At 72.5% G+C, this 16,342-nt stretch carries 15 protein-coding genes; 7 read left to right on the top strand and 8 right to left on the bottom strand.

The window, feature by feature from the left end:
- Positions 1 to 53: 53 nt before the first annotated feature.
- Positions 54 to 881 (top strand): NAD-dependent epimerase/dehydratase family protein, encoded by an 828-nt coding sequence (locus J2S66_RS36825; RefSeq protein ID WP_310314440.1) that lies wholly within the window; start codon positions 54 to 56, stop codon positions 879 to 881.
- Complete coding sequence (locus J2S66_RS36820) at positions 878 to 2,434, top strand: aldehyde dehydrogenase (NADP(+)) (RefSeq protein ID WP_310314438.1); 1,557 nt, start codon at positions 878 to 880, stop codon at positions 2,432 to 2,434. The genes J2S66_RS36825 and J2S66_RS36820 overlap by 4 nt, the downstream gene beginning before the upstream one ends.
- Positions 2,435 to 3,698: 1,264 nt before the next feature.
- Here J2S66_RS36820 and J2S66_RS36815 read toward each other — a convergent pair.
- The 3 genes from J2S66_RS36815 to J2S66_RS36805 form a co-directional block, all read right to left on the bottom strand.
- On the bottom strand, positions 3,699 to 3,875 hold the full coding sequence (locus J2S66_RS36815) for a DUF397 domain-containing protein (protein ID WP_310314433.1): 177 nt from the start codon (positions 3,873 to 3,875) through the stop codon (positions 3,699 to 3,701).
- Positions 3,872 to 4,726: a helix-turn-helix domain-containing protein gene (locus J2S66_RS36810; RefSeq protein WP_310314430.1), complete on the bottom strand. Its 855-nt coding sequence runs from the start codon at positions 4,724 to 4,726 to the stop codon at positions 3,872 to 3,874. Before J2S66_RS36810 ends, J2S66_RS36815 begins: the two co-directional genes overlap by 4 nt.
- A 482-nt stretch (positions 4,727 to 5,208) precedes the next feature.
- Entirely contained in the window at positions 5,209 to 5,646 is a 438-nt protein-coding gene (locus J2S66_RS36805; RefSeq protein WP_310314427.1) for a GNAT family N-acetyltransferase, read from the bottom strand.
- Between the two features lie 73 nt (positions 5,647 to 5,719).
- On the opposite strand from J2S66_RS36805, the gene J2S66_RS36800 reads away from it, so the two are divergent.
- The 4 genes from J2S66_RS36800 to J2S66_RS36785 all read left to right on the top strand — a co-directional run bounded on the left by J2S66_RS36800 (position 5,720) and on the right by J2S66_RS36785 (position 8,770).
- Entirely contained in the window at positions 5,720 to 6,718 is a 999-nt protein-coding gene (locus J2S66_RS36800; RefSeq protein ID WP_310314424.1) for an ATP-binding cassette domain-containing protein, read from the top strand.
- Complete coding sequence (locus tag J2S66_RS36795) at positions 6,715 to 7,518, top strand: ABC transporter permease (RefSeq protein WP_310314419.1); 804 nt, start codon at positions 6,715 to 6,717, stop codon at positions 7,516 to 7,518. The genes J2S66_RS36800 and J2S66_RS36795 overlap by 4 nt, the downstream gene beginning before the upstream one ends.
- A gap of 68 nt (positions 7,519 to 7,586) precedes the next feature.
- Positions 7,587 to 8,150, top strand: a complete 564-nt coding sequence (locus J2S66_RS36790) for a hypothetical protein (RefSeq protein WP_310314416.1) — start codon at positions 7,587 to 7,589, stop codon at positions 8,148 to 8,150.
- Complete coding sequence (locus J2S66_RS36785) at positions 8,150 to 8,770, top strand: hypothetical protein (protein WP_310314414.1); 621 nt, start codon at positions 8,150 to 8,152, stop codon at positions 8,768 to 8,770. The genes J2S66_RS36790 and J2S66_RS36785 overlap by 1 nt, the downstream gene beginning before the upstream one ends.
- A 151-nt stretch (positions 8,771 to 8,921) precedes the next feature.
- On the opposite strand, the gene J2S66_RS36780 is transcribed toward J2S66_RS36785, so the two are convergent.
- The 4 genes from J2S66_RS36780 to J2S66_RS36765 form a co-directional block, all read right to left on the bottom strand.
- On the bottom strand, positions 8,922 to 9,695 hold the full coding sequence (locus J2S66_RS36780; protein WP_310314410.1) for a GntR family transcriptional regulator: 774 nt from the start codon (positions 9,693 to 9,695) through the stop codon (positions 8,922 to 8,924).
- Between the two features lie 58 nt (positions 9,696 to 9,753).
- Entirely contained in the window at positions 9,754 to 10,581 is an 828-nt protein-coding gene (locus J2S66_RS36775) for a glutamate ABC transporter substrate-binding protein (protein WP_310314408.1), read from the bottom strand.
- Between the two features lie 143 nt (positions 10,582 to 10,724).
- Positions 10,725 to 13,412: a bifunctional acetate--CoA ligase family protein/GNAT family N-acetyltransferase gene (locus tag J2S66_RS36770; protein WP_310314406.1), complete on the bottom strand. Its 2,688-nt coding sequence runs from the start codon at positions 13,410 to 13,412 to the stop codon at positions 10,725 to 10,727.
- A gap of 2 nt (positions 13,413 to 13,414) precedes the next feature.
- Positions 13,415 to 14,602 (bottom strand): acetoin utilization protein AcuC, encoded by a 1,188-nt coding sequence (locus tag J2S66_RS36765; protein WP_310314402.1) that lies wholly within the window; start codon positions 14,600 to 14,602, stop codon positions 13,415 to 13,417.
- 162 nt (positions 14,603 to 14,764) lie between these two features.
- Here J2S66_RS36765 and J2S66_RS36760 point away from each other — a divergent pair, with 162 nt between their 5' ends.
- Positions 14,765 to 15,379: a DUF3558 domain-containing protein gene (locus tag J2S66_RS36760; RefSeq protein WP_310314400.1), complete on the top strand. Its 615-nt coding sequence runs from the start codon at positions 14,765 to 14,767 to the stop codon at positions 15,377 to 15,379.
- A 64-nt stretch (positions 15,380 to 15,443) separates the two neighbouring features.
- Here J2S66_RS36760 and J2S66_RS36755 read toward each other — a convergent pair whose 3' ends face one another.
- Positions 15,444 to 16,289, bottom strand: coding sequence for a sulfurtransferase (locus J2S66_RS36755; protein ID WP_310314397.1), 846 nt, complete (start codon positions 16,287 to 16,289; stop codon positions 15,444 to 15,446).
- Between the last annotated feature and the right edge of the window lie 53 nt (positions 16,290 to 16,342).

Here is a 16,342-nt window from a genome sequence, read left to right as displayed (position 1 = left end):
GCTCCTCTCCTCGTTCTCCCCGCTTGTCCCCTCTCGTTCCCCCGAAAGGTCGAATGGTGACCGAACGAATCCTGATCACCGGGGCGGCCGGCATCGTCGGCACGCTGATGCGCAGCCGGCTGGCCGCCCCGGACCGGACCCTGCGCCTGCTCGACATCGCCCCCATCCCCCCGTCGGACTCCGACGAACGGGTGGAAATCGTGACGGCGTCGGTGACCGACGCGGCCGCGATGGAGGCCGCCTGCGCGGACGTCGACGCCGTGATCCACCTCGGCGGCCACAGCCTGGAACGGCCGTGGGCGGAGATCCTCGACGTGAACATCAACGGCACGCACGTGGTGCTGGAGGCCGCGCGGCGGGCCGGGGTGCGGCGGGTCGTGCTGGCCAGCTCGAACCACGCGGTCGGGTACTACCAGCGGTCCTCCGGTGAGGCGGGCGACTACCTGTTCCCGCAGCCGGACACGTACTACGGCGTGAGCAAGGTGGCGTTGGAGGCGTTGGGCAGCCTGTACGCGTCGCGGTACGGGATGGACGTGATCGCGGTGCGCATCGGGTCGTGCTTCGAGAAGCCGCGCGACGCCCGGATGCTGTCGACGTGGCTGTCGCCGGACGACGGCGCGCGGCTGTTCGAGGCGTGCCTGTCGGCGCCGTCACCGGGGTTCCGGGTCGTGTGGGGCGTCTCGGACAACACCCGCAGGTGGTTCTCGCTGGCCGAGGCCGAAGCGCTGGGCTACAAGTCGCAGGACGACTCCGAGGTGTTCGCCGAGGAGGTCGTGGCGGAGAAGGGCGAACTCGACCCCGCCTCGCCCGCGTACACCCACCTGGGTGGCGTGTGGTGCGGTCCGGACTTCGACACGGCGGTCAAGGAGGCCGGTCGATGACGGGGGCGCGGACCACGCCGGACGTCCAGGACACGCAGGACGTCCCGGACACGCGGGGTGTGCGGGGCGTGCAGGGCTACAACCCCCGTACCGGTGAACCCTCCGGCCCGCCGATCCCTGAGTCGGGCGACACCGACGTGGACCGGGTCGTCACCGCCGCGGCGGCGGCCTTCCCGACCTGGTCGGCGCTGCCCGCCCGCGACCGGGCCGACGCCCTGGAGTCGGTGGCCGACGCGCTGGACGCCGGGTCCGAGGCGCTCGTCACCCTGGCCGACACCGAAACCGCCCTGGGCCGACCGAGGTTGACCACCGAGCTGAAGCGCACGACGAACCAGCTCCGCCTGTTCGCCGAGGTGCTGCGCGAGGGCAGCTGGGTGGAGGCCACCCTCGACACCGCGAACCCCGACATCATCCCGCCACGTCCCGTGCTCCGGCGCATGCTCCGCCCGCTGGGGCCGGTCGGCGTGTTCGCGGCCTCGAACTTCCCGTTCGCGTTCTCGATCGCCGGCGGCGACACCGCCTCCGCCCTGGCCGCCGGTTGCCCGGTGGTCGTCAAGGCGCACCCGTCGCACCCCGGCACGTCCGAGGCGACCGCGCGGATCGTCGAATCCGCCCTGCCGCCGGGCGTCTTCGGCGTGGTCCACGGCCAGCAGGCCGGCGTGGCGCTGGTCAACCACCCCGCGGTCAAGGCCGTCGGCTTCACCGGCTCCACCGCCGGCGGCCGGGCGCTGTTCGACCTCGCGTCGTCCCGCCCCGAGCCGATCCCGTTCTACGGCGAGCTGGGCAGCATCAACCCGGCCGTCGTCCTCCCCCGCGCCGCCGCCGCGCGCCCCGAGGGGTTCGCGGCCGAGTTCGCCGGCTCGCTCACGCTCGGCGTCGGCCAGTTCTGCACCAACCCCGGCCTGCTGTTCGCGCCCGAGTCGCTGGTCCCCGCGCTCGCCGCGGCGGTGTCCGGCGCGGTCGGCGGGCCGATGCTCAACGAGCGCATGTGCGACGCCTACCGCTCGGGCACCGAGGACCTGGCCGCGTCGGGCCTGGCCCGACTGGTCGCCCGCGGCACGACGCCCGCCGAGGGGTGGAGCGTCGAGCCGAAGCTGTACCAGGTGCCACTGGCCGGGTTCGCGGAGAACCTGGCGACGCTGACCGAGGAGCACTTCGGGCCGGCGGCGGTGGTGGTGACCTACTCGTCGGTCGACGAGCTGCTCGACGTGCTGCCGAAGCTGCCCGGCACGCTCACGGGCGCGGTGCACGCGGCCGAGGCCGAGCTCGCCGACGCCGGGCGGGTCGCCGAGGCGCTGCGACCGGTCGTGGGGCGGCTGATCTTCAACGGCTGGCCGACCGGGGTGGCCGTGGCGTGGGGGATGCACCACGGCGGGCCCTGGCCGTCGACCACGAACGCGCTGCACACGTCGGTCGGCGCGACCTCCATCCGGCGGTGGGTCGGGCCGGTCACGTACCAGTCCTGGCCGGACGAGCTGCTGCCCGCCGAGCTGCGCGACGGCAACCCGCTGGGGATTCCGCGCCGGGTCGACGGGGTGCTCGCGGTCCATTGAGGACTGGACGGGTGACGCGGGGGGCGGCCGTGGTCGCTCGGGGTTTCCTCATGTTCCAACCGAGTCGCGAGATCGCGTTTGCGTACATCTCCTCCTCGATGATCACCTGATCGAGTTAGTCGAGATCGCCTCGGGACCGGATGCCGGGGCAGTCCCGGTCCGGGTGCGCCGCCGGCACGCTGCCGGCCGCGCACCCGGACCAGGCGCGAGCCCGGTCAGCGCCTCGCCGGGGCCGCCCCGCCGGCAGCGACCGGTTCCACCCGATCCGCCGGCGCCGCCGCCCGGACCCACCGGCCGGCCCATCGCGTCGAGCCGGACGACCGAGTTCGCCCGGCGGGCAACCGCACCGCGTCGACACGTCCATTGTGGACGTCACGGTGCCGACCCGCGTGCGGCGCGTCGACTCGGGGCGTCCTCGCAGACCCGGCCGTGTGGTCGGCGCTCGTGAACCCGCGGGGAGGTGGGCCCGAAGGGGCGTGCGCCGCCGGCGTTCGGCGGCGTGGCGAGGTGGTGGGGCATCCGGGTCGCGAAGGTCGCGAACGCCCCGGAGTGGGCCGAACGCCTTCCGCGACCCGCCTGGACGTAGAACTCGGGGCTCCCGAACGTCGGACTCGCCCCTCCCGGGGGTTGGACTCTCGCGGGGTTGGACTCTCGCGGGGGTGCGGCACTCGGGACCGATGGGTCGCGCATTCGGGTCCGGTGCGACGAGGTCGGGTGGGGGACACTGTGCTCGCGCCGTCGCCGTCGCACCGCCTCGTCGAGTCCGTCAGCACCCGACGAGGCGGTGCCGGATCGGGTGACCGGCGGGACGACGTGCCGGAGTCGCCGCCCACTCACAGTGGCGTCGCGCTGCTCTCGACGGGCGGTCGGGGTGACGTCCTGGCGGACCCGGGCGCGCGGCAGGGGCCGCGGTCCGCACGTGTGCACCCGACTCACCGGACCGGGCGAAACTTTCAGTGCGATGTCCGACCGGCACGACGCGCTTTCGACGGGCGATGAGCATTCATCGTCGATGCATCACGCGAAATATGAACACCCTGAGCAGTTAAACGAGCACCCAACGAAGTTGGGGTCACCCGACCGGGTGCATCAAGGGAAGAAAAACAACTACGTGTGCCACTTGTAGGGGTGAATACACAACACGAACGGCTTACGGACAACCCTGCCACTACGGACGGCGAGAACCGGTTGGCCGGACGGGGCCGCCGCCCACGGCGCCGCGGTGACCGCGACACCGGAGCGGACGGTGGTCTGGCGGTGACGGTCAGGTTTGTCGGAGGAGTGTGAGGAACGCCCGGAAAGGGCGCTCCCCGAAGGTCAGCTGCGGTTCGGGCCGCTTGCTGTCCCGGACGCGCGTGGACGTCCGGTCCACGGCCAGTTCCACGCAGTTGTTGCCGGCACCCGAGTGGGTGCTCTTGCGCCACGTCTTGTCGTTGATCATGTGTCCTTCAGTGCCGTTGCCGTTTTCCTGATCAACGAGGCCGAGTCCTTGGGCGACAGGGCGACCTCGTTCACCATTTCCTCGAAGTGCAGCAGGTACTTTTGCACATCGGCGGGATTGTCCACCCACTTACCACCGCCGGCGTACTCCAGGTAGACGGCTGAAGGATCGCTGTCGTCGAAGCGGAGGGCGGTCGCGCCGCCCCCGGACATGGTCCCGTGGGCGCCCGCTTCGAACGGGATCACCTGGATGACGACGTTGTCCCGCTTCCCCGTGTCGAGCAAATGCGACAACTGCTCGCGCATGACCTGCCGGCCGCCGACGACGCGGTGCAGCGCGGCCTCGTCGATCACGGCGTGCAGTCGCAGCCCCGGCAGCCGGCGCTGCCGGTTCGCGAGTGCGGCGGCGACCTGTTCGGCGGACACCGAGGAGTCCATGAAGCGCTGCCCGGCGAGCCGGATGGCGGCGGCGTACGCGGAGGTCTGGAGCAGGCCGGGGATGACGATCATCTCGATCGTCCGCACCTCGGTGGCGTCGGCCTCCTGCCGCGCGTAGGTGCGCGCCTCCGGCGTGTACGCCGCCGCGTAGACCAGTCGGGTGCCGTCCTGCTTGGCGTCCTCCCACAGCGCTTCCGCTTCGCGCCGTTCGGCGTCCGTGGCCCCGTAGAGCCCGAGGAGGGCTCCCAGTTCGGTCCAACTCGGACTGATGTAGCCGTTCTCCATGCGCGACAGCGTGGACTGCGTCTTGCGCGTGAGCGCGTGGTAGTCGACCTCGGTCTTGCCGGCCCGTTTGCGCAGGGCGTTGAGGAACTGGCCGAGCTTGCGCTTGCGTCGGGTTTGGACGGCTGCCATGCGGACACTCCTCGCTGAAAGAACTGCGGACACCCTAGTGCGCGGGCACCACGTGGCCGGTTCCCTCGATCCAGCACCGTACGGCGCATATCCGCCTCGACGACATGCTTCGCCGGCGGGGTCTCGCGACTGCCGGTCGAGCGCCCCGCGACGTGGTGCACGCGCGTGGGCCGCCGGTCAGCACCGGCGGTCCGGTCCGCGGTGGACGGCCACGACGAGCGGTTATGGCATCCGATCCGCGACGACGGGCGGTCGGAACCGCGTACCTCGGACGGGCGGGGCGGACCGGACCGCCCGCGACGACGCGACCGGCGGGACGAGCGCTCCCGACCTCGCGCCCCGGTGGTCGCGGACCGTGATCAGCGCGGGCAACAGTTCGGCCACACATGGGTTTCGCGAGTCTGAACTCCGGGTGTCGAAGGGCTCTGCGGCGCCCGTCGGGTGGGCGTCGAGCCCACCCCGGCCGCCTGTCCGACGACCGGCTACGGGTCGGCCCGCAGCTCGCGGCTGAGCCAGGTCGACGCCTCGTCCGCGAACCCGTGCCGCCGGTAGAACCGGCGCGCTGCCTCGTTGCGGTCCTCGGTCTCCAGGAACACCTTCCGCGCACCGGCCGCGCGGGCCCGCTCCACCAGCGCGGCGACGACCGCGCCGCCCACGCCGCCGCCCCGGTTGCGCACGAAGAACTCGTCGAGCAGCGCGTCACGCCCGCCGGACTCCAGCGAGTAGCCCCAGGTGAGCACCGCGTAGCCGGTCTCGAACAGCCACACCTGGCCGAACCGGTCGTCGCGCAGCAGCGGCTCCAGCGCCGACGTGACCACGTCCTCGTCGTACACGTGCCCGTCCACCTCGTAGAACTCCCGCACCAGGGGCAGCAGCGCGGGCAGGTCGGTCGGGACGGCACGCCTGATCACATCGGACACCCGATGAGGTTAGCCCCCACGCGGAACACGCAATCCGCCTGAAATTGTCGGACCCGGGGTCCATCATGGCCCGATGGCAGACGCGATCGTGGCCGAGGGACTGGTCAAGCGCTACGGATCGGTGGTGGCCCTGGACGGCCTCGACCTCGTGGTGCCGGAGGGGACCGTCATGGGGCTGCTCGGGCCGAACGGCGCGGGCAAGACCACGACGGTGCGGGTGTTGACGACGCTGCTGGAGCAGGACGGGGGCCGGGCGACGGTGACGGGGCTGGACGTCGTCGCGGACGCGAAGGAGCTGCGCCGCCGGATCGGGCTCTCCGGCCAGTACGCGGCGGTCGACGAGAACCTGACGGGGTTCGAGAACCTCGACATGGTGGGCAGGCTGTACCACCTGGGCAAGCGGCGCAGCCGGGAGCGGGCGCGCGAGCTGCTGACCGTGTTCGACCTCGTGGAGGCGGCCGACCGGCCGGTGAAGGGCTATTCGGGCGGCATGCGCCGCAGGCTCGACCTCGCGGGCGCGCTGGTGGCGAAGCCGTCGGTGCTGTTCCTCGACGAGCCGACCACGGGCCTGGACCCGCGCAGCCGGCTCGGCATGTGGGACGTGATCTCCGAGCTGGTGGCCGGCGGCACCACGCTGCTGCTCACCACGCAGTACCTGGAGGAGGCCGACCGGTTGGCGGACCGGATCGCGGTCATCGACCACGGGCGGGTCATCGCGCTCGGCACGGCGGACGAGTTGAAGGCCCAGGTGGGCGGTGAACGGCTGGAGCTGACGGTGGGCACCGCGCAGGACGCGCGGACGGCGAGGTCCGCGCTGGCGCCGCTGGCGGTCGGCGAGATCGTGCTGGACGACCGGGGGCACCGGCTGACCGTGCCGGTGTCGGGCGGGGCGGACGTGCTGGTGGACGGCATCCGGCGGCTGGACGCCGAATCGGTGAAGGTGCTCGACGTGGGCCTGCGCAGGCCCACGCTGGACGACGTGTTCCTGTCGCTGACCGGGCACGCCACCGCCGACGGCGCCGGGGGCACCGCGGGCGCCGACGGGGAGAAGCAGGAGGAGTTGGGGGCATGAGCGCGTTCACGGAAGCCCTTGCCGACGGCGCGGTCGTCGCCAAGCGGAACCTCATCAAGATCAAGCGGGTCCCGGACCTGCTCGTGTTCTCGACGTTGCAGCCGATCATGTTCGTGCTGCTGTTCGCCTACGTGTTCGGCGGTTCGATCGCCGTGCCGGGCATGGACTACCGCGAGTTCCTGATGGCGGGGATCTTCGCGCAGACCGTGGTGTTCGGCGCGACGATCACCGGCTCCGGTCTGGCCGAGGACATCCAGAAAGGCGTGATCGACCGGTTCCGGTCGCTGCCCATGGCGCGGTCCGCGGTCCTGATCGGGCGGACCACGTCGGACCTGCTGAACAACGTGCTCGTCATCGTGGTGATGTCGTTGACCGGCTTGGCCGTCGGGTGGCGCATCCACTCGTCGCCGCTGGAGGCGCTGGCCGGGTTCGCGCTGCTGCTGCTGTTCGCCTACGCGCTGTCCTGGGGCATGGCGATCGTCGGGTTGATGGTGCGAAGCCCCGAGGTGTTCAACAACGCCTCGTTCATCGTGATCTTCCCGTTGACGTTCATCGCGAACACCTTCGTGCAGGAGAGCAACCTGCCCGGGGCGTTGCGGGTGTTCGCCGAGTGGAACCCGGTGTCGGCGGTGACCGCCGCGGCGCGCGAGCTGTTCGGCAACACCAACGCGATGATGCCCGTGGCGGACTCGTGGCCGTTGCGGCACCCGGTGTCGGCGACGTTGATCTGGGTGGCGGTGTTCCTGGCGGTCTTCGTCCCGCTGGCGACCCGCCAGTACCGCAAGGCGGTTTCCCGGTAGCGATAAAGGTTTCGGGCGCGACTCGCGATGGGTAGTCCGGTGGCATCCAAGCCCTGAGGAGGCAAGAGATGTCCACCGGCGTCGTCATCGGCTTGATAGTCGTCGCCCTGATCGTGGTGGCCGGGGTCGCCTTCATGGCCCGTTCTTCCATGCAGCGCAAGAGGTTGCGCTCGAAGTTCGGTCCCGAGTACGACCGGGCGCTGGAGGGCAAGGGCGACCGGACCGCCGCGGAGCGCGAACTGGCCGAGCGGGAGCGGGAGCACGCGAAGCTCGACCTGCGTCCCCTCGACCCCGGGGCTCGCGACACCTACGCGCGCAGCTGGACCGCCATCCAGGAGCAGTTCGTGGACGAGCCGTCGGCGGCGGTGGGCCAGGCGGACCGCCTGGTCACCGACCTGATGGCCGAACGCGGTTACCCCACCGAGGGGTACGAGAAGCGGGTGTCGCTGCTGTCCGTGGAGCACGCGAACACGCTCGGGCACTACCGGGACGCGCACGAGATCCGCCGGCGGCAGGACCGCGGCGAGGCGTCCACCGAGGACCTCCGCAACGCGATGGTCCACTACCGAACCCTGTTCGAGGATCTGCTGGGCAGCCGCCAGGACGGCGAGCGCCGGGAAGGAGCGCGGTGATGGCCGAGCAGCGCCTCACCACCGAGGACTTCGCGTCCCCGCACAAGCACCACGACGGCCCCACGGGGCACGACACCCACGACGGCACGGGGCACCACGCGGACACGAGCCGCGAGTGGCGCGAGCAGGACGCCACGGGCACCTACGACACCGGTGTCGACGCGCGTGACGAGCAGCGGTACGACGGGCGCGAGCCGGTCGAGCAGACGCCGGCCGACCGCGACGTGGCCGAGCCGGACCTGACCGACCAGGAGCGGCTCGACGCCGAGCCGGTCGTCGGCGACGAGTTCGTCGACGAGACCGCGGCCGGGGCCGTCGGGGCGCCCGTGGAGCACTCCGCGGACTCCACCGACTCCCCGCTGTTCACCACCGACGACGCCACCGGCTACCGCGACGAGTGGCGCGCGTTGCAGGCGGACTTCGTCGACGACCCGCGCGAGGCCGTGCAGCGAGCCGACGAACTGGTCGCCCAGGTGATCCAGTCGCTGGCCACCACGTTCTCCGAGCACAAGCGGTCCCTTGAGGGCCAGTGGCAGGAGGGCGCGCAGGTCGAGACCGAGGAGCTGCGCCAGGCCCTCAAGCGCTACCGCTCGTTCTTCGACCGGCTGCTGTCGGTCTAGCGGCGGAGCGGCGACACGCGGCAGTACCGGCGGGTGACCCCGCCGCAGCCTGAAACGATCTCCCCGTTGTGCGTCTGGCGACCCAGGTGCACAACGGGTGTTTCAGTTTCCGGCCCCCGGCAGTTCCCGTCCACAGTGGACCAACGAACCGTCATTCGGAGCGCAGCCGGGCCATGAAGCTGAAGCGGTCGCCCCGGTAGAGCGAGCGGACCCGCTCGATCGGGTTGCCGCCGTCGTCGTGGGACACGCGGTGCAGCAGCAGCATCGGCAACGCCGGGTTCGTGCCGATCAGCAGCGCCTCGCGCGGCGTGGCCAGCACGGTCTCCACCCGCTCCTCGGCCTCGGCGAACACCACGCCGAGCCGTTCCCGCAGGCACGCGTACAGCGAGGTGGTCGGGTCGAACACGTCGAGCAGCGTCGGGAACCGCGCCGCCGACAGGTAGGTCGACTCCAGGCCGATCCGCTCGTCGTCGGCCAGCAGCACCCGCTCCAGGTGGACCACCACGTCGCCGCGCTCCACCCGCAGGTCGCGCGCCAGCACCTCGTCCGCGGGCAGGTGCTCCACGGTGATCACGCTGCGCGCCGGGGCGACGCCCTGCCGCCGCATGCCGTCGGTGTAGCTGACCAGCGACAGCGGCTGCACCAGCTTGGGCGGCGCGACGAACGTGCCGCTGCCCTGGCGGCGGAGCAGCTTGCCCTCCAGCACCAGCTCGCCGATCGCCTGGCGCAGGGTCACCCGCGACACAGAGAAGCGCTCGGCGAGGTCCCGCTCCGACGGCAGCGCGGAGCCCTCCCCCAGCGCGTCCACCAGCCAGAGCAGCTCGGTCTTGACCGCGTAGTAGCGCGGTATCCGACCGTGCTCGGGGATGCCCGCGCGAACGGGGCCGTCCGCGCGGTACTGGGGCACGAAATGCGATGCGGGCACACCGCGAGCCTACGCAGGTGCGCGCGCCGGTCGGACCGCTGACGGAGTGGGTCGCAGATCACCCGGCGAGCTTCGGCGGGTCCGGGATGGCGTAACCCGAGTCACCCACGTTGGCCTCCAGCGACCTGCGCCACTCGCCGGAGTCCATCATCTTCCGGACGGCCTCCGTCACCTTCGCCTTGCTGGCGGGATCGCCCTTCCGCATGCCGATGCCGTAGTGCTCCTCGCTGAACGGCTTGCCCACGACCCGCAGCAGCTCGGGGTTCTGCGCGGCGTACCCGGCGAGGATCACGTCGTCGGTCGTCATGGTGTCGACCTGCTCGGCCAGCAGGGCGGTGACGCAGTCGCTGAAGTTGGGGTACTCCACCAGTTCGACGGACTGGGCGAACTGGTCGCGCACGAACTGGGCCGACGTGGTGTTGGCGACCGAGCACAGCCGCAGCCCGTCGAGCGATTCCGGCCCGGTGATCCGGACGTCGGTCATCCGCACGAGCAGGTCCTGTCCCGCCTGGAAGTACGGACCCACGAAGTCGATGACCTCCTCGCGCTTTTCGGTGATGGAGTAACTGGAGACCACCAGGTCGACCTTGCCCTCCGTGAGCAGCTTCTCGCGCTCCGAAGGCAATGCCTCGGTGAACGTTATCCCGGCTTCCTCCACACCGAGTTCCTTCGCCACGTAGCGGGCGACGTCGACGTCGAAGCCGCGGAACGTGCCGTCGAGGCGGCGGAGGCCGAGGCCGGGCTGGTCGTAGGCGACGGCGATGGTCAACCTGCCGGAACCGCTCGCCTTGCCGGCGAGGGTCGTGTCGTCACCGGTGGAGCACGAAATGAGGACGAGCGCGGCGGAACACGTCGCCACGAGGGCGCGCAACGGTGCCAGAGCCATTCTTCCCCTTGTCACGAGCTTCCTCGGGATGGACGGAACCTAGGCGCGGAAAAGGATTCCGTCCATAGGCCGAAGAAGATAAGCCGCACCGGATCGGTCAAGCGTGACGTTCGTGCAACGAAGTCGTGTCGCGGGTGACGGCGTCAGCGCACCCCGCCGGGCGAGCGCAACCGGCGCGGACCGGTGTCGTGCCGGGACGGCGGCGGACCGAGCGTGACGCGCGCGCTGCTGACGTAGGCGCCCGCCGCGCTGGCCAGGACCGGCTCCAGGGCCAGCTCCCGCACCTCGGGCAGGTCCTCGGCGAGCGCGGCGAGCCGGAGCACGAGGTCCTGCAGCGCGGGCAGGTCCGCGGGCTCGTCACCGCGGTAGCCCGCCAGCAGCGGTGCGGCCTTGGGCGCCCGCACGAGCGCCGCCGCGTCCGCGTCGGTCAGCGGCACGGCCCGGTACGCGCGATCCCCCAGCAGGTCGCTGACCAGCCCCGACAACCCGAACGAGACCAGCGTGCCGAACGACGGGTCGTCCTGGAGGCCCAGCACGCAGGAGATCCCCTTGGGCGCCATCCGCTGCACGTAGACGTCCCGCTGGTCGGAGACCTCGGCGAGCATCGCGTACGCGCTGCGCACGGCCTCCTCGGCGGACAGGTCCAGCCGCACGCCGAGCAGGTCGGTGCGGTGCCGCAGCCGGTCGTCGGTCGACTTGAGCGCCACCGGGTAGCCCAGCTCCTCCGCCGCGCGCACCGCGTCGTCGGCCGAGCCGACCACGCGGAACGGCACGACCCCCACGCCGTAGCAGGCCAGCAGGCGCACGGTGGTGTCGTCGTCCACCCGGACCTCGCCGGTCTCGTCCAGCCGCAGCGACTCGACCAGCGCCTGGGCCGCCTCGCGGTCGGTGCCCTCGGGGCGGGTGAAGCGGCCCTGCGGCGCGGACCGCCACCGCGCGTACCGGGTGACCCTGGCCAGGGCGAGCACGGCGCGCTCCGGGCTCGGGTAGGACGGCACGGAGCCGCGGCCGGGCGCGCCGCCGGGACCGGGCACGGCCAGCTCGTCCGGCACGCCCTCCACGGCGAGGAAGGTGGAGGCGATGGGCTTGGTCGCGTTGTCCCGGACGACGTCGCGCAGCGCGCGGGCGAACGCCGTGCCCGGCACCGCCAGCGGTGGCACGAACACCACGACCAGGGCGTCCGCGTCGGGGTTGTCCAGGGCGTCCCGCACCGCCGCGGCGAACACCTCCGGTCCCGCCTGCGAGCCCACGTCCACCGGGTCGCACGCCAGCTCCAGGCCCTGCGCCAGGGCGGTGTCGGCGGCGAGCAGCCCGATGGCGGTGGAGTTGCCGACCACGGCCACCCGGGGCCCGGCGGGCAGCGGCTGGTGCGCGAGCAGCAGGGCGGTGTCGAACAGCTGGGCCAGCGACTCCACCCGGATCACCCCCGCCTGCTCGAACAGCGCCTGCACGCTCGCCTCGTCCACCGGCACGGAGGTCGCGGCGAGGGCCGGCGTGACGGCGTGCCGGCCGGACTTCACGGCCACGATCGGCTTGGTGCGGCCCAGCCGGCGGGCCAGCCGGGCGAACTTGCGGGGGTTGCCGAAGGACTCCAGGTACAGCAGCACCACGTCCGTCGCCGGGTCGGTCTCCCAGTACTGGAGCAGGTCGTTGCCGGACACGTCGGCGCGGTTGCCCGCCGAGACGAACGTGGACAGGCCGAGGCCGCGCTCGGCGGCGGTCGCCAGGATCGCGGTGCCCAGGGCACCCGACTGGCAGAAGAACCCGGTGCGGCCGGCGACCGGCAGCGTGGGGGCGAGCGTGGCGTTCAGCCGCACGGCCGGGTCGGTGTTGAGCACGCCCAGGGCGTTCGGGCCGACGACGCGCATGCCGTGGGCGCGGGCCTCGACGGTGAGCCTGCGCTCGGCGCTCAGCCCGGACTCCCCCGTCTCGCCGAACCCCGACGTGACCACGACCAGCGCCTTGACCCCCTTCGCGAGGCAGGCGTCCATGACGTCGTCGACCCGCGCGGCGGGCACGGCGACCACGGCCAGGTCCACGTCGTCGGGGATGTCCAGCACCGACGGGTAGGCGCGCACGCCCCGCACGGACCGGTGCTCGGCGTTGACCGGGTACACCGGGCCGCTGAAGTCGCCGGTCAGCAGGTTCGCCAGCACCGCGTGGCCGATCTTGGTCCGGTCCGTGGACGCGCCGATCACCGCGACCGACCGGGGGTGCAGCAGGTTGTGCACGCTGCGCGCCTCGGCGGCCTGCTCGCGGGCGCGGGCCACCTCCAGCGACTCCTCGGTGGGGTCGATGTCGAACTCCAGGTGCAGCACGCCCTCCTCGAAGGCGCGGCTGACCTTGTAGCCCGCGTCCCGGAAGACCCGCACCATCTTGCCGTTCTCGGCCAGCACCTCGGCGGTGAACCGGCTCAGCCCGCGTTCGCGCGCGGCGGCGGCCAGGTGCTCCAGCAGGATCGAGCCGAGCCCGCGGCCCTGGTGCGCGTCCTCGACGACGAACGCCACCTCGGCCGAACCTCCGCCGCCGAGCCGGTCGTAGCGGCCCACGGCGACGATGTCGTCGCCGAGCAGCGCGGTGAACGCGACGCGGTCCGCGTGGTCCACGGTGCTGAAGCGGACGAGGTCCCGCCTGGGCATGCGCGGGTAGGGGCCGAAGTAGCGGAAGTAGCGGGTCCGCTCGGACAGCCTGCCGTGGAAGGCGAGCAGCTTCTCGGCGTCGTCGGGCGTGATCGGGCGCAGGTGGACCGTGCCGCCGTCGCTGAGCACGACGTCGGCCTCCCAGTGCCGCGGGTAGTCGTACGGGTCCGGAGCGGTCGCGGTCTCGTCCACGGTCAGTCCCTGGGGTCGTCGGGGTCCAGGCCGTGCAGCGGGAACAGCGCCCTCCGCGTGTCGCGGACCGCGACGTCCACGGGGGTGTCGACCTCACCGCCCCACGGGGTGAAGCCGGTCCCGGAGCCGTCGGACATCGACGACGGCAGCGGCCGGTTCGGGGCGAGCCGCGAGGCGTGCGCGACCCAGTCCGCGGGCAGTGGCGCGTTCGGCTCGACGTCCCGGTCCAGCACGGTCGCCAGCAGGTGCGTCCAGCTGCGGGGCACCACGCGCAGCAGCTCGTACCCGCCGCCGCCCAGCGCGAGCCACTTGCCGCCCGCCACCTCCACGGCCAGGTCCCGCAGCCGCCGGTACACGGCGCGGTGGCCGTCGACGGTGAGCGCCAGGTCGGCCAGCGGGTCCTCGCGGTGCGTGTCCACACCGCACTGGGTGACCAGCAGTTGCGGCCGGAACGCCCTCAGCAGGGCGGGCACGGTCGCCTCGAACGCCCGCAGCCACGCCGCGTCGCCGGTGCCGGGTGGCAGGGCCAGGTTGACGCTCGTGCCCTCGGCGCCGGGACCTCCCAGCTCGGCGGGGCGACCGGTGCCGGGCCACAGGCTCAGCGGGTTCTGGTGCAGCGAGACGGTGAGCACGCGCGGGTCGTCGTAGAACGCGGCCTGCACGCCGTCGCCGTGGTGCACGTCGGTGTCGACGTAGGCGATCCGCTCGAAGCCCTGGTCGAGCAGCCACGAGATGGCCACCGCGCAGTCGTTGTAGACGCAGAACCCGGCCGCGTGGTCGCGCATGGCGTGGTGCAGGCCGCCCGCGATGTTCACCGCCCGGTCCGCCTCGCCCGAGGCGATCTTCCGCGCGGCGGTCAGCGAACCGCCCACGACCAGCGCGGACGCCTCGTGCATGCGGTCGAACACGGGGTTGTCCGCGGTGCCCAGGCCGTGCCCCACGTCCCAGCCCGCCAGGGGCGCGGCGCGCACCGCGTTGAGGTAGGACGGCTCGTGGACGCGTTCGATCTCGGACTCGGCGGCGGCCTCGGCCGGGATCAGGTCCACGCCGTCCAGCACGCCGAGCGAGGTGGCCAGCCGGACGGTGAGGTCCAGCCGCACGGGGTTGAGCGGGTGGTCGCCGCCGAGGTCGTAGCCCAGGAAGGACTCGTCCCAGACGACTGCGGCTTTCCTGCCCCTGTCCGCGTCCATGCCCGAAACCTAACCCAGGGCGCCTGCCGGCGTGTGATCACAGGTTGGTCGCCCTGCCCGTGGGGCCGCACCGGGTGCACTTAGAGTCTCGCGTGACGAGGCGGGCAGGATTGCGACCATCGAGGATGGAACCCCGCACGTCGGAACGAGGTCATAGACGACATGCACCTGCGACGAGTCCCCGCCCTGACGGCCGCGTTGGCCCTGGCGCTCACGCTCGGCCTCTCCGCGTGCGCCACCACGGTCACGGGCAAGCCGGTGGCAGCCGCCGGTGGTGGTTCGGCCGCGGAGAAGACCACCTCCGGCAAGCCCTCCTCGACCAGGACGAGCGCCGCCAAGCCGACCGCGTCCGGCTCGCCGGAGACGTCGGGCAAGAAGCCGAGCGGTGACGTGAAGATCACCACCAAGAAGAAGACCGAGGGCTACGAGGACTGCGACATCCTCACGCCCGAGGACGTCGCCGCGGCCGTCGGCGCCGCGAAGGGCGGCGAGAAGGGCTGCGTGCAGAGCACCGAGGACCCGTTCGCGGTGGTGCTGTTCATGGTGACGTTCGCCGAGTACGAGGGTCAGGCGCGGACGATCGAGGTCGGCGGCAACACCGCGTACGAGGTGAAGGAGAGCGGCGGCGACTGCTCGGTGATCGTGATGCTGACCGACGACCCGGACGAGATCACCCCGGCGTTCCTGGCCAGCGTGACCCCGATCGACGAGATCGACCCGTGCGCCATCGCCCTCAAGCTGGCCACGAAGGGCTTCGAGAAGATCCCCAACGCCTGACCGCGGACCCGACGCCCGGGTCCTGGGCGTCGAACTCCCCTGACCCGGGCGTCGGCCCCCCGGGTCAGGGAGTGTCGCCCGTCGCGGCGGGTCGGGTCGGGTCGTTCGACCACTCCGACCACGAGCCGGGGTACAGCGGCGCGGGGGCGTCCGCCGCGGTGACCCCCGCCACCTCCAGCGCCAGCACGACGGAACTGGCCGTCACACCCGAGCCGCAGTAGGCCGCCACCGGTGTGCCGCCGGCCACGCCGAGACCCGCGAACCGCTCGGCGAGCGCGTCCGCGCCGAGCCAGCGTCCCCCGGACGTGTGGCCCGAGGTGGGCGCGTTCAGCGCGCCGGGGATGTGCCCGGCCCGCGGGTCCACCGGCTCGACCTCGCCGCGGTACCGCTCGGGCGCGCGGGCGTCGAGCAGCGCGCCGCTCCGCGCGAACCCGGCGGCCTCGTCCGCGGTCAGGGTCGGCATCGCGCCGGGGCGCACCGTGATGTCGCCCGGCTCCGGCGAGGGGGTGTCGGCGGTCACCGGGCGGCCCTCCGCGGTCCACGCCGCGAACCCGCCGTCCAGGACCGCCACTTCCGGGTGATCCGACCAGCGCAGCAACCACCAGGCGCGCGCGGCGACCGACCCGTCGGCGGCGTCGTACACCACGACCGGGTGACCTTCGCGGACGCCGGCCGACCGCAGCGCTGCCTGGAGCGCGGCCGGTTCCGGCAGCGGGTGGCGCCCGCCGGCGCCGGGCGGCGCGGCCAGCTCGGAGTCCAGGTCGAGGTGGACCGCGCCGGGAACGTGCCCGACCTCGTAGTCTTGACGTCCCGGAGGTCCGCCCAACCGCCAGCGGACGTCGAGCACGACCGGGGGGTGCGCGCTGTCCAGCGCGGACGCCAGGTCTTCGGTGCTGATCAGTGGATGCACGGCACCATCCTGCACCCGTGACCGGCCGACTAGCATTGACGCCATACGAAGGG

This window comes from Saccharothrix longispora (assembly GCF_031455225.1).
Lineage (GTDB): Bacteria > Actinomycetota > Actinomycetes > Mycobacteriales > Pseudonocardiaceae > Actinosynnema > Actinosynnema longispora.
The sequence above is the reverse complement of the archived record's forward strand: the minus strand, read 5'-3'. Positions and strand labels throughout refer to the sequence as shown.

What these genes read in the sequence shown, in the direction of transcription:
- J2S66_RS36825 (WP_310314440.1), top strand. Translation starts at nt 54, where the DNA reads ATGGTGACCGAACGAATCCTGATCACCGGGGCGGCCGGCATCGTCGGC.
- J2S66_RS36820 (WP_310314438.1), top strand. Translation starts at nt 878, where the DNA reads ATGACGGGGGCGCGGACCACGCCGGACGTCCAGGACACGCAGGACGTC.
- J2S66_RS36815 (WP_310314433.1), bottom strand. Translation starts at nt 3,875, where the DNA reads ATGATCAACGACAAGACGTGGCGCAAGAGCACCCACTCGGGTGCCGGC.
- J2S66_RS36810 (WP_310314430.1), bottom strand. Translation starts at nt 4,726, where the DNA reads ATGGCAGCCGTCCAAACCCGACGCAAGCGCAAGCTCGGCCAGTTCCTC.
- J2S66_RS36800 (WP_310314424.1), top strand. Translation starts at nt 5,720, where the DNA reads ATGGCAGACGCGATCGTGGCCGAGGGACTGGTCAAGCGCTACGGATCG.
- J2S66_RS36795 (WP_310314419.1), top strand. Translation starts at nt 6,715, where the DNA reads ATGAGCGCGTTCACGGAAGCCCTTGCCGACGGCGCGGTCGTCGCCAAG.
- J2S66_RS36790 (WP_310314416.1), top strand. Translation starts at nt 7,587, where the DNA reads ATGTCCACCGGCGTCGTCATCGGCTTGATAGTCGTCGCCCTGATCGTG.
- J2S66_RS36785 (WP_310314414.1), top strand. Translation starts at nt 8,150, where the DNA reads ATGGCCGAGCAGCGCCTCACCACCGAGGACTTCGCGTCCCCGCACAAG.
- J2S66_RS36775 (WP_310314408.1), bottom strand. Translation starts at nt 10,581, where the DNA reads ATGGCTCTGGCACCGTTGCGCGCCCTCGTGGCGACGTGTTCCGCCGCG.
- J2S66_RS36765 (WP_310314402.1), bottom strand. Translation starts at nt 14,602, where the DNA reads ATGGACGCGGACAGGGGCAGGAAAGCCGCAGTCGTCTGGGACGAGTCC.
- J2S66_RS36760 (WP_310314400.1), top strand. Translation starts at nt 14,765, where the DNA reads ATGCACCTGCGACGAGTCCCCGCCCTGACGGCCGCGTTGGCCCTGGCG.